The sequence below is a fragment of the Priestia sp. 3CA3 genome, from assembly GCF_056836725.1.
In genome coordinates, this window is sequence record NZ_JBXENJ010000011.1 from 64,163 (window position 1) to 77,770 (window position 13,608).

Sequence of the window (13,608 nt, forward strand, 5' to 3'; positions counted from 1 at the left end):
CAGCGAGGTTTTTTCATTTTTTCACAGAAGGCTGAGGGCTAATGCGCGGTATTAAAACCACAAATAATACAACAACCCCCACACCAATCAATAATAAATAAAACCATTGTAGATCTGATGACTTTTCAGAAGCCGTTTGTTCTGTCCGATCTTTCTTGTAGGAAGTGTTTTTAGAAGAAAACAAGTTATATTCTTTTGCTTTCGCAGAAATCGTATTATCTTCAGCTGATGCGTTCGCAAAAAGACTTTCTTTTAAACTCTCTTTCTCTGCATCTTCCTCTTTTTCAAATGTAAGATCCTTTATTTCCTCCGGAATATTTCCTACTTCTTTTTTATTTTCTAGCAAAGATTCGGGGTCTAAGTTAATGGGATCATCTTTATATACATTTGGTTTAATCTCTTCAACGTTTCCATCATCAGCTTCAGCCGCTGCTGCTATAGGGAAACAAAAAAGTGAAAAAATAAGAACAACACTTCCAATCTTCTTACTAAGCACTATAGGTTTCATCATTTTCAACCTCTTTAGTCGTCTTTAAAGCACGAATAATAGATGGCAGAACACTTAAAACGGCAGTCATTCCCAGTAATACAATAAGCGCCTGTCCAAACAGAGACTGCGTATCATATTGAATGGACATGTACACTTTAGATACTGGATCTTCGTAATTAAAGTTTGGCATAGATAAGTTAAGAAGCGGGGTAATATAAAATAAAATCAACCCTACTGTCGTCACCCATCCAGCGAAGCTTCCTAATAAGAAAGCAATACGTACAAGTATAGATGAAGCAAGCAATAAGACGATCGTAAAGATTGACCATTCCATTGCCCGGTCTCCCGATAACGAATAAATATTAAGGCTAAAGATACTTACCATTAACCCTACAATCAAATTCAATAATCCAAAGAGCGTACCTTTTACAAGCATCGGTGCATGTCGGTAGTATTGACTGAAATAGCCAATTAGTAGGCTGCTGATTAAGATAATAACCAAAATGACAACCGGTGGAACCTCTTTTACTTTTTCAGCCGGCACTTCACCGCTTACTTGAAGAGGATTTGCTAAATAATGATAAACGTAATCGTTATTCTGTCCATCTACTAATGTATTATTTAACAAGCGGTATACCTGGCCTCGCACCAACTTCGTTGAATCCACGTTTTGGGCCCACTTGCTGTTAAGCGTGTCAGCCTTATCCTGAACTTCATTTACACGCTTCTGCAATTCATCTGTGTACGTGACAACATTAGCTTGTCTTTCACCTAAAGATGAAATGAGTTCGTTCATTCCCTTCAACTCTTGACCCATGCTTTGCTGCAGCGTCATTAAGCCTGTTACGTCTGGAGCTTCTTTCTTTTCTAATGCTTGATCTTCACCTGCGCTAGATTGAAGCTCTTGATTCATTGCATTTGCTTTTTCTTGAATAGCTGATAGCTCTTCCATAATCGATGCTTGTTCAGCATCAACTGTTTGTCCATATTGATCAGCAAAATCTTGCACTGAACTTTGGAACTGTGCTAACTCTTCTTTTGTTAGAGACAGGTTTTGTTGGATTTGCTTACGCGCGTCTTGAGAAGAAACGGTTCCAGCTAACGCCTGCTGCAAACTTCCTTTAATAGAGTCATTGTTAAGGACGCTGTTCTGTATGTCTGTATTTCCTACTTGAGCTAAAGTCAAATCATACTGCGATAAATCACCGTAGTACTTTAACAGATCTTCGGCACTGCTGCTTTTAATCTTACCTGAGAATGTATTGCTCAGCTTTTCCTTTCGAGAAGCTGAAAGGTTTGGAGAAGATAAGATTTTATCTTCTTTGTTTTTAATCATCGTAATGAGACCATCAACATCCGCACTGCCTTTAGAAGGTTTTTTGCCGTCTTCTTTCAACTTTTCATTCTCTTTTTTTAATCGTTCATTTTCTTCTTGAAGCTTAGCAATTTGACTGCTCGACGACTTGGTTGCTTCTTCTAAGTCTTTCTCTGCTTTGTTTTTCTGTGCTGTCAAAGACTTAACGTCTGCTTCCAAACTGGCAATTTTCTGCTTCAGCGCATCCGTATTTTCTCCTGAAGTTTCAGGCTGAACGGTTACATTTTGCAGCTCATCTTTGACTGCCTGTACCTGTGTTTTCAGATTAGCCACTTTTTCAAGCGCACTTTTCACAGCATCGGATGTACCTGATGTGTCCGGTGTGTCCGGTGTTTCAGTCGTTTCTGGCGTTTCCGTGCCCTCAGGTGTCTCAGGTGCTTCAGGCGCTTCGGGTGTTTCACTCGTCATGCCTTGAAGCTGCTGTTCTAAATCATCAAGCCCTTTTGATATATCATCAAGCTTTGCTGTTTGCTGAGATAAATCCACTTGAATTGGTTCTGACGTTCCTTCGCCTTGACCGGAATCTGGCTGAGTTCCATCATCTTCTCCAGGATCCGTCGGCGTCTCTCCACCTTGATTAGGATCTGGCTGAGTTCCGTCACCTTCTCCAGGGTCCGTTGTCGTCTCTCCGTCTTGGTTAGGGTCTGGCTGAGTTCCATCACTTTCCCCTGGATCCGTTGAGCCCCCGCCGCCATCATTTGATGAAGCTGTCTCTAGCTGCGCACGAAGCGGCTTTAGCTTGCTTTCAATTTGATTTAGGGTTGTTTGCTCAGACTGCTGTTTGTATGAACTGATGATTTGGCCGTTCAAATCTTGCAGAGCTTTTTCTTGTTCACTGACGTTATCTGCTTGTTGATCTCCAAGTTCTCCAACGGCTTTTTGATTTTGATCCAGCTGCTGTTGAATGGAAGATAAGCCACTAAACACTTGATTGGCCTGCTCATTAAAATTTTGCTTAGAGCTTGGCTGATTAGATTCAAGGGAAGACAACCCTTGTTGAATCGCAGCGACGCTTTGAGCCTGCGTTTTTTCAAGCATTTGTTTCTGTGTTTCTTGATATGTTTGATATTGATTTACATATTCAATGAAGCTGTTTAAATTCTTTTCAACCTGTTCTACGTCGCCTTGTCTGTCGCTAGAACCTTTTTCTGCTTTATTTACATTATCTTGGATTTGCTGAAGAATTTTCTTTTGATCATTTAATTCACCTGCTAAATCTTTTGAATTCGGTTTATAAAAAGCGACCATTGTTTTTTGAAAGGCGATTTCTTTATTTAGAATTTTATCGAACTGTCCGCGTACCTTATCCACTTCCTGTGATACATAACTCCAGTACAAAGAGGACATTTCATTATTAACCTTTGTAGTAGCATCTTCTAATTCCCCTACTACTTTTTCCTTATTAACTGCGTTAAGCTGGCTTTGAACTTTGTATTCCAAAGTAGCTTTTTCTGGCTTTTTTTCCTGATACGATAAAATATTTTGTGAGAAAGTCGAGGGAATATAAATAACCGCATCATATTTCCCATTCTGTAAACCGCTTGTAGCTGCGCTTCGTCCAAGCACGGTCCATTGATAATCCGACCCCTCCTGTAAAAGAGGAGTCACTTTTTCTCCAAATTCTATCGCTTTTTCACTGTTTTCTTTTACTCCATTATCTTCGTTAACAACCGCAATCGTTCTTGTTGAGTTTTCTGTGACTTGTAGCGGGTTGTCTCCAATATACTGGAAAAAGAAAGAAGGAAGAGCCAAAATTAAAACAACAGCTAATATGACTTTAAGTGTATACTTACGCTGTTCGGTCATGTTAAGATCTTCCTTTCACTTACACATAGCGGGATTTGAATTCTTGTTTCTTTTCCACTTTTAATATAATAACCGAAGCCAGGGTTAACGTCGGCTTCTTTTCGGTCATAAGGAAGTGTAAATAAGCTTTGCTCTGTTTTCTTCATCAACAACACAGCTTGGCCAATTTGCTTCACTTCTGTTGTTAACGCGTCAAATCCTTTTGAAAACTCATTGTTGTTCCCTGCAACAATCAAGTTAAAGCCCAGGTGGCTATAATTTTTCATCAATTTTGTAATACGATCCTGCAAGACACTGTCTAAGTTTTGCTGGAATCGTACAAATCCGTCTACTACAAGCATGATCGGGGCAAATGAAAGGCCGTGTACGGTTCCTTCCTGCACTGCTTCCAAATACTTATTTTCACGTCGCTGCAATCGTTCTTCGGTTAGGTCAAGCCAGTCGACGATCTGTTCTTTTGTTTCCATGTAAACAACTTGCTCTTCAGCTGCATAGCTTGATAAACCACGGTCAACCGAATCAAATAGTCCGATTTGCTTCACGCCTTGTTCAAGCGCTGTTTGCAGTATGACTTTCACTACATTTGTCTTTCCTTTTTGCGTCTGCCCCATGACGATACAATGCTTATTTTTCGTAAAGTTCATATGCACCGGTCGAACAAACTCTTCATCTAACCCAAGAGGAATAACTCCTTTTTCGCGAATAACTCTTCTGTCCGTCATAAATTCGGCAAGTACAAGCTTCGATGACAGCATTGGCACCGGCTCCGGAAGAATAGCATCAGCGTATTGATTCTTTAATCGTTGAACGTGCAGCTTAACTGCATCAAAAATTTCAAAATCATCTTTTCCTTCCGCAGGTAAAAACAGCTGTGCAAAATAAGGTTGATCCGTTTTGATAATAGCCCGGCCTGGAATAGACTCTAGCGCATACGGCGTACGCCCTAAAATAGAATACGCTTCTGAATGATCCATTAAGTAATGAACCACCTTCGTTTTCAAGTTATTCATAAGTGACTGACGAATAGAATTCACGCGCGTTGCGGTAAAGATCATATAAATTCCTAAAGACTGGCCGTCACGCACAAGCTGCGTGAACTGCATTTCTAGATCTTGCATTTCTTCTTTGACAAGATCAAAATTATCAATCGTGATAAAAATTAGAGGAAGCTCTTCTGAACTTAAAGCATTATACATTTTGATATTGCTAACTTCCTGCTGTTGAAATAACTGCTTTCGCCTTGCGATTTCTTGTTTGATAATCGTCATGAATTTTTCAATTTTACGCATTTGATCCATTAAGAAATAATCCGCCGTATGAGGCAGCTGACGAAGCGGCAGCAGCGTACCGTTCCCAAAGTCAAAAATGTAATAATGAAGCTGCTCTGGGCTCTGTCTTTCAGCTAGACTAAGAAGCAACATCATGACTGTAAACGATTTACCGTATCCTGACGAACCAAATATACCAATGTTTCCGTCGTCCATCAGCTGATAGTTATATACCGTTTGACTTTGCTTTTCAGGTTCATCAATTAAGCCAATTGGGAATACGCCGTCTCGCTTCTCTTTGTACTCACTGCGAAGCAATCTCTCTTTAAGAGGCGGCAGCCATGGACTATTTAATTTTTTGATACCTAATTCCTGCTGCGTTTGTTCGATTTTTTGCACCACAACATCAATTTCTGCTTCCGCTTGTTTGGATGACGTCTGCTGAGTAGATACATCAGATAAAGGAATCAACCCGAGATCTGTGACAATGGCTACTTCATCTTCAGCCCCATACGTATCTTCCATGTACGGCGCGCCGCTCCAGGCTGACTGAAACAGTTCATACACTTCATTATTTCCAACCTGCAGATAGCCCCGACCCGTCACCGTAATAGAAGCAGCGTCTGCATTTTTTAAGATTTCTTTACTATCAGCGGCATCTTGGACTTTTAACGCTACTTTAAAGCGCGCATTACTCCAAATTTGGTCGTCAATAACACCGCCTGGCTTTTGTGTTGCTAAAATTAAATGAACGCCTAGACTACGTCCAATTCGCGCCGCGCTGACTAATTCGCGAATGAACTCTGGTTCTTCACTTTTTAACTCAGCAAATTCATCCGAGATTAAGAATAAGTGAGGCAGAGGTTCTTCTGCCATACCTTGCTTATATAAATCTGTATAATCATTAATATGATTGACTTCATATCTATCAAACAAGCGTTGGCGTCGCTTTAATTCACTTTTAATAGAAGCTAAGGCTCTTGTACTAAAATTCTTACTTCCTTCAATATTTGTAATGGTTCCAAGCAGGTGAGGCATGTTTTTAAACGGCTGAGCCATTCCTCCGCCCTTATAGTCAATCAATAAAAATGCGACTTCATGGGGGTGGAAATTCACCGCTAGAGAAAGAATGTACGTTTGTAAAAATTCACTTTTCCCTGACCCCGTCGTACCTGCAAGTAATCCATGAGGGCCGTGAGCTTTTTCATGAAGATTTAGTTCAACAATATCTTCTTTTCCTTTTAAACCAATTGGAACCGCTAGCGACTTAGCTGATTCATTGGTGTGCCACCTTTGCACGATATCCAGCTCACCAATTTCTCTTGCTTTAAATAATTCTAAGAATGAAACGCTATTTGGAATTGAGTTGGTCATGCCAACTTGGTGATCCAATGTCCGCAGCATCCTTGCAAATCTTTCATTATAATCAAGCGTGTGTTTATCAAGCTGAAATGGAATATTCACAGCTTTTTGCTTTTGAATTAATATATCCCCCTCGGATTCGTTAATATAACGAACGAGTGTGTGAACATGCTCCGTTAAGCTTTCTTTCGTCTCTGCCGCAAATATCGTAGAGAACCCAAGATGAGGGTGATACCCTTCTAAATACTCTAAGATAACGTGATCTGCAATTAGCTGCTGATTCGTAATAATAAAAACAAAGTGAGGCAAGAAAACCCCTTCTCCTTTTGCTTCATCTAAGTCGCGTTCTCTCAGCATTTCGTAAATAGAAGATAAAAGCTGATCTCTCGTTTGTTCATTATAAATGAAGCCTTTCGCAAAAGAATGAGGCAGCTGAAAATGAGGGAGCCATTTCATCCATTCCCACTCTTTATATTCTTCTTCATCAAAAATGAATACGAATCTCACATCATGATAACTGTGGGAGAATGCCAGCTGTCCTACAAGCTGATGCAGTTCATTCTTCACCGTCTTCATCTTTCCTACCAGACCGATAGAGCCTAAACCTAAGTGAGCGGTAACAGGCGCATTTTTGACTTCTCGATAGACTTTTTCCATGTGCTGAGACTGCTCAAGCAAATCATCAATTTCTCGATTAGCCATATCTCCGCTATTTAAAGAAATTTGGTAGCTTCCAGGAACTGTTCCTTTTCCAAGACGCACCTGTAAGAAATCACTGCTTTCCACAGTTCGTTCCCAAATTCGATCGGAAATCTGTTCTGTTAAATATTTCATTCGTTCAAACGTTGGAAAATGATAAGATAATACATCTCGTTGAACTGATGCTAGTTCTTGTAATTCCTCGCGCTTGTTCTCTAAGTACTTTGTATAAATTCGACGACGACGCTCTTGGCGCTTCTTGCGCTGTTTTTTATCTTTGAAATATTGAACGGTAGATACAATCAGCGTGGTCGTAAACATCATGACAGATATAATAATAAAAATTCCCCTGGGCTGAATAATCGATACCGTACCCATGACTAAAAGCATGACTAATGGGGGTAAAATGGTAAGCCATAAGCTTCGGTTATTTTCATCATTGTCTTGAGACGGAAAGGACAAGCTCACCTTATCATTAGGCAAATCATATATCATGCGCGGTGTCCGTCTATAAACCGGGTACTTCTTTTTCATTTCAGAAATAGGTTGCGCCGTAGCCGGAAGCTTAGATGCATAATCATAGTAGCTTTGAATCTTCAGCAAATCTTTTTCGATTAATTGAATCGTCATAGAAGACCATAAAATAAGATCTCCGGGCTGAAGGTTCCTATTCTCTTCTATTCGGTGTCCATTAAGATAAAGCCGTTCTTGGTTATAAAAGACCTTCCACTTCCCGTTTATCTTTGATAAGTAAAATCCTTCTTTTGGCTCTACTACATACTTTTCTTTCTGCTGATACACATCAGCTGCTTCATCACTTGTGGAAAACGAGACTTCTGATCCGTAATCAATATAATAGACAGCTTCTTTGACAGCCGTCTCTGTAAGGGCAAAGGTTAAAGCCTGTCCTTGTTCTCGCCATACAAACGACTCAGAAACAGACAGCTCTGCTATCCTTTCTTCTCCGTAGGAAATCAAGAGCCGGCCGTTCTTTTCAGATGACAGCGTCATTTGACCTTTCTCAAACGGATAGGAAAAAGTAAACGTTTGATGCTGCGTGTTTCCAACCGTTGCTTGGCGAAAGGTTTTAAAATCTATAGGCAGCTGCTGATACGTTTGCCCACTAACTATCCAAAGCATATTCATACAACTACCTCCCTACTTCGATTGATCTTCCTGCTGTTTTTTCTGCTCTTCTTGTTTCTTTTTCTCGGCTTCTGCAGCTTTCTGTTCTTCTTCCTGCTGCTTGGCCGCCTGTGCTTCCTCAGCCTGTTTCTCTTCTTGCTGCTTGGCTGCTTCCGCTTCTTGCTGATCATTTTCTTTCTTGAATTCTTCCAGTTCATTCGCTACTTTATCAAGCTCTTCTTGCTTTTTATCAGCCGCTAAATCGTTGTCTGTCTTTAGCTGACCTTCGTATTTCATTAATGCATAGATAATTAACGAACGTTCTTCTAACAACCTGCTCACTTCTAAAGCTTTTTTGTTGTCTCCTCGGCCAATGTAAAACCAATAGGCAAAGTACTGAGGATCTGACTGAAGCGTAATAGTCTTTAAAGCATTTGCCTTTTGCTCCTCTCCCAACTTTTCATTAACAAGATAGGAGGTTGCTATTTCGTATTGCACAATTTTAGGCATACTTTCAATATCGTAATCTTCAAGTGTGTCGACTACTTTGCTGTAGTTTTTTTCAAGAAAGTATTCGTTGCTTTCTACAAATGCTTCTTGTTTCGGCTGAGCAAAAAAATAAGAATAAAAAGTATAAATAAGAGCTGGAATTAATAAGACAAGTATACCGACAGATGAAAACTTAAAAATGGTCCAGCGTTTTTGAGGAAGTTGAACAAGTGTCTTTTGATGTTTTTCAATTTGGGTTAGCTTATGCTGAACAAATTGACTCAACTCTTCCTCATTGCTGATATGCATTATTTTTTTAGCGTCTTCTTTTAATTGCAAGGTCTCGTATAACTTAAAATACTGTTCAAATGTATGCGATGAGTCAACGGCCGCCGCTATCGTAGCCTTTAACTCCTGAAAGCTTTGTTCCTCGTTAGGCTCATAAGGAGGTAAACTTTCTTTCACTCCATAATGTAAAAAAGCAGGACTTAAACTTTTATCAAAAATGATATTTTCTGGACAAATCAACAAATGCAGCCTTGAAAAAGAATGCTGCTTTACCTTTTTGATAAGCTGATCTGCAAACAGCCACTTTTGCTGTTCTTCTTTTCCCCTTAATGCTGTAAAAGGTTGAAATTCAGAGGTAGGCTTAATTGTTATTTTGAGTTCATCATCGCTCATCATGATTTCTTTTTGAAAAGCCGTGTTTACATCCTTTAACATTTCAATTTCAACAGAACGATCAAGTCGAATTTTTTCTTTTTGAAAAACAAATGTATATTCATTATTATGACGTGTCATTACAGCTTCGAGCTGCTCTTCTAAGTAAGTCGGTTTCTTCTCTGACATTCTAATAGACTCCTTTAGAGAATTTCGATACAATCACCTGTGGTAATTCCGCAGTTAATCATCGTCTCATTTCCCGAGAAAATAAGATTTTTATTTGAAACACGTATCCACGCACCGTCCTTTGGTGATTGAGTAATCTTTTTAGCTTGCCAAACGATCTCGACTACTTTTTTGATTGAATGATAGTTTGATAGTCGCAAATCGAACCGATCACCTGTATAGTGCTTTAAGTCTACTGTTACTTCTATATACATAGGGTTTCATCACCTCAAAACATAGAAAAAGCGCCTTCATCTTTTGAGAATGGGGCGCTCCTTTTATTACTTCACTTAGATTATTAGATGAAGTTAACCGCGGATTTGGCTAGCGATTTGGTTATCTGTATCTTCAAGAACATTTGCAGAGTCGTCTAATTGCTTAGCAATTTTTGTAAGTAGGTTAGACATTTCAACGAAAGAAGGTTTTAATTCTTCGTATTGAGCAGCAAACGCTTCGCTTGAAGCACCTTCCCACATATCTTGAAGTTGATTTTTCATTGTATCAAGACGGCTTACTAGTTCTTGAACTTGACCGCTTTCGTTAGTATAGCGACCTGACATGTCGCGAAGCTCTGCTGGTGTTACGCGAATAATTCCTGACATACATATCTCTCCTTCGGTTTATATATTTACTATTATTGTAAGAAACTCTAGTGATAAGGTCAAAGGTTACTTGCAAAAGCCTCCAAAAATGAGAATATGTATCTACAAATACCCCTAAAAAATGCAAATAAAACCTGAAAAACCAAGATTTTGTTCTCATTTAAACCTTTTCCATCTAATCTATAGGTACCTATTTAAAGGAAAATAAAAACTATAAGACTATTAAATTACATTTCTATTTATTATCTATAGAACTATTTACTAGTAATAAAAAAGCAGCAGCCTGTTTAAGGCCCTGCCTATATATATCCTATTTATTTAAGATTCAGACATGCTTGAAAAAAGGACATGTGCTTGTTATCGCCTTGGCTACTGCTTAAAATAATTTTGATCTTCTTTTAACATTCTTATTTCTTCCGGGATGAATAATTTTGAGAGAGGCGTGTCAGGATTAAGTAATATGGCTATTTCTTCATTTAATACAGGCAGCATATCCTTAAATGATACACATACGGTCTTTTCATCTTTTAGCATCTGTTCAATCGGATATTTTGACGAAAAAACAGGTAAATATCGATACGCTGCACTTTTCATCGTCTGAACGTAGTGCTCTGCAATTAATATATCTGATGCTACATGTTCTGAGCTAACAACTAGCCATAAATTACTATTCATTAAAGTTTTATAAAATTGAGCAATTTTTTTATTATCTTTCATTGCTTCAATTAACGATTTTTCTAATAAGTTAAATGTATACTTCATTGCTGAGACAACCCTGTAAGGAACTGTACCATTTCACTTCCAGCGCCATCATATACTTCATTCATTCTCTCTTCACTTCCTCTGTGCTGTCACTAAACATAATGTTTGAAGGATTCATCTCCTGACTTAAAATGCCCAATCCCATTTGAATAACCCCATAAGTAAAAAATTCCGTTCGACTGCATGTAGAACCATTCACTACTTTTTCTTCCCAAGACATAGAAAGCGAATTCCACATAACATTAAGAGTACCTAGAGGTTTTTCAATCGTTCTATGCATATTGTCATACGTGTTCCATTCTTTTAAGTTCTTTATGTCATTCCACGTATCTTGCGAATGGGCGCTCCCATCGCTCCATACGCTCGACCAAAACTCCGTCCAGCCTGAAGAGCCTTCTAGCTCTCCATCTGCTTTTCTCATTTGCTCCGCAGTGTCTTTTACTAATAAATGTGCATTTTCCGTTAGCGAATCAAGTTTGCGAATCATATGCTGTAACTCTTCCTGCAAGTCCAGCACTTTATCAATATCTGCAACAGACAAGAAATGTAGATTTGTAGCTTCCCAGCTTAGTTTTTGAAGTGCATCAGCCGTCTGTGAATGAGACTGTTGAATTCGCTCTGCAAATGTCTGCAGCACCTCTGGATTTACTTTTATCTCCATGTATGTCCGTCCCCCTATCTCTTGTAAGCCTTCAGTCATCATCCAAACATTTTTTAAGCCTATACGGAAAGACTCACTTTCTAAAGGAGTGAGTCGATAATGTTATTTATTACGCCGATGCTAGCTCTCTTAATCGTGAAATTTCTAAGCGTAAAGTTTGAAACAATTCATCCCTTACGTCGTACAGATGAAAAGTAGATTGCGTAATATCATTATAAATATCCTCATATGAGCTCTTAGAACGCCCTGACCAATCTGACGCATATTGTTGGTGCGAATTTTGAAACAGATAGATACCTTCTTCAAGAAATTCCATGATACGTTGAACTTCATGTAAATATGATTCTAATTGATCTGCATCTCGACTATATTCTTTGCTTTTTCTTCTTCGCTCTATGTCGTCAAAGAGATCATCAATTGCATCCATAAAATGTCCCCACGTCCTTCTTCCTCTTTTATTAGAAGTCTCTTAAAGTAATGTTAAAATAAGGTTACAAAAAACAAAATCCATCATTCAAACTATTTTCATACCTAGGAAAAAATATCTACATTTCTCTTTTTTTACTTATTTATACAAGGGAAATAGAGAAAATAAACAACGCCAAGCTGCTGTAATAAAGCAGTAGACGTTGCTTTTTAGGTTGTGACACTGCTGTTATAAAAAGGAAGAATACCTAGTTTACATACGACCTTTTTGTTTCTTTTTCTTGTTAAATGGCTTTTTTGAAGGTTTTTTAGCTGTACGGGACTGCTCTTTTGTACCTTCATCGACGATTTCGCCCATATAAAGCTCTTTTTTCGCTAATGAAAGTTGAAGTTCACGTGCGATTTGTTTTAAATTTCGCTCTTCTCGTTCAGTGACAAGAGAAATGACTGTACCTTCTGCTCCCGATCTGCCTGTCCTACCTGAGCGATGTACGTATTGATCTGCATCTTGAGGAACATCGATATGAATTACATGCGTCAATCCCTTAATGTCTAATCCTCTAGCTGCGACATCCGTTGCTAATAAGACAGGGAAATCTCCTTTTCGAAACCCTTTAATCGTCGTAGCACGATCTTCTTTTTTCGTTTCACTGTGTAAAGAGCCTGCTTCTACACGCTTAAATGTTAATTTTTCTTCAAACTCGATCAGAGTATCAATCCCTTTAAAAAAGGCTAAAGCTTTCATTTGTTCTTGACGAACTAGTTTTCTAAGCACGTCCACTTTATCTCTAGCTTCACTTTTGATGTATACATGCTCTACCTTCGAAGCTGGGAGTTCATCTCTTCCTACCTCTATTTCAAGAGGCTGGTTCATCATGTCTTTCGCTAGCGATTTGGTACGTTCTGATACAGTAGCTGAGAAGACTAGGATTTGACGATCACTTAACGCCATTTTTACAATCTGTTGAACCGTTTGAACATGCTCAGGTACAAACAATTGATCCGCTTCATCAATCACAATTGTTTTGACTTCGTGCATTTTTAATTTCTTCATTTTAATTAATTCGTTCAAACGTCCTGGGGTACCAACAATGATATTAGGGCGCTTTTTGAGTTTTTCTAATTGCCGTTTCATATTTGCTCCGCCAATAAACGCAGCGCTTGAAATACCGCTTCCCTGCGACCAAGTTTGAATTTCACCATGAATTTGCATAACTAATTCATGGGAAGATGCTAAAATAACCGCTTGAACATGAGATGGTCCCGGCTGAATGCGATGTAAGACAGGCAACAAATATGCCAGTGTCTTTCCTGTTCCCGTTGGGGATTCTCCTATTACATCTTTATTAGCTAAAATCTCTGAAATAGCTTTCGTTTGAATGGCAGTAGGCTCATTGAACCCTGCTTTTTTCCACGCCTCTTGTAAAAAAGGCTGTAAAGTCTCTATAAACTGACTCATATCTATCTCCTTTTCCATGCTTTTCTCGATATTATAAACGATTTTTTTATTTCAATTAAACGAATGTATCAGTGGCCATGTGCGTTAATACTGACCTTAATTTCTATTTATAAATAAACCTTCCTTATCCCAAGGGACCCTGTCAATCCGTCAGTAGAAAAGTCGATTGTTGCCTTAACTTTTCTACATCGATATA

10 protein-coding genes are annotated in these 13,608 nt (G+C 38.8%); all 10 read right to left on the reverse strand.

Annotated features, from left to right (window positions below; all coding sequences use genetic code 11):
- Nucleotides 1-13: 13 nt before the first annotated feature.
- The gene (gene essA / locus AC1VNJ_RS23210; RefSeq protein ID WP_033580728.1) at nucleotides 14-511 is read right to left on the reverse strand and encodes a type VII secretion protein EssA; all 498 of its coding nucleotides are present in this window, start codon (nucleotides 509-511) and stop codon (nucleotides 14-16) included.
- Complete coding sequence (gene esaA / locus AC1VNJ_RS23215; protein WP_482641350.1) at nucleotides 489-3,671, reverse strand: type VII secretion protein EsaA; 3,183 nt, start codon at nucleotides 3,669-3,671, stop codon at nucleotides 489-491. Before esaA ends, essA begins: the two co-directional genes overlap by 23 nt.
- A complete protein-coding gene (essC, locus tag AC1VNJ_RS23220; protein ID WP_328173953.1) occupies nucleotides 3,668-8,146 on the reverse strand; it encodes a type VII secretion protein EssC in 4,479 nt (1,492 codons plus the stop codon). The genes esaA and essC overlap by 4 nt, the downstream gene beginning before the upstream one ends.
- A 12-nt stretch (nucleotides 8,147-8,158) precedes the next feature.
- On the reverse strand, nucleotides 8,159-9,463 hold the full coding sequence (gene essB, locus AC1VNJ_RS23225; protein WP_048021601.1) for a type VII secretion protein EssB: 1,305 nt from the start codon (nucleotides 9,461-9,463) through the stop codon (nucleotides 8,159-8,161).
- A 14-nt stretch (nucleotides 9,464-9,477) separates the two neighbouring features.
- The gene (gene yukD, locus AC1VNJ_RS23230; RefSeq protein WP_025752817.1) at nucleotides 9,478-9,717 is read right to left on the reverse strand and encodes an ESX secretion system protein YukD; all 240 of its coding nucleotides are present in this window, start codon (nucleotides 9,715-9,717) and stop codon (nucleotides 9,478-9,480) included.
- A gap of 93 nt (nucleotides 9,718-9,810) precedes the next feature.
- A complete protein-coding gene (locus AC1VNJ_RS23235; RefSeq protein ID WP_028412473.1) occupies nucleotides 9,811-10,104 on the reverse strand; it encodes a WXG100 family type VII secretion target in 294 nt (97 codons plus the stop codon).
- A gap of 369 nt (nucleotides 10,105-10,473) precedes the next feature.
- Entirely contained in the window at nucleotides 10,474-10,866 is a 393-nt protein-coding gene (locus AC1VNJ_RS23240; protein ID WP_033580724.1) for an SseB family protein, read from the reverse strand.
- Between the two features lie 61 nt (nucleotides 10,867-10,927).
- Entirely contained in the window at nucleotides 10,928-11,527 is a 600-nt protein-coding gene (locus tag AC1VNJ_RS23245) for a WXG100 family type VII secretion target (protein WP_028412475.1), read from the reverse strand.
- 109 nt (nucleotides 11,528-11,636) lie between these two features.
- On the reverse strand, nucleotides 11,637-11,954 hold the full coding sequence (locus AC1VNJ_RS23250; protein ID WP_013055102.1) for a hypothetical protein: 318 nt from the start codon (nucleotides 11,952-11,954) through the stop codon (nucleotides 11,637-11,639).
- A gap of 252 nt (nucleotides 11,955-12,206) precedes the next feature.
- On the reverse strand, nucleotides 12,207-13,412 hold the full coding sequence (locus AC1VNJ_RS23255) for a DEAD/DEAH box helicase (protein ID WP_028412476.1): 1,206 nt from the start codon (nucleotides 13,410-13,412) through the stop codon (nucleotides 12,207-12,209).
- Nucleotides 13,413-13,608 lie beyond the last annotated feature (196 nt).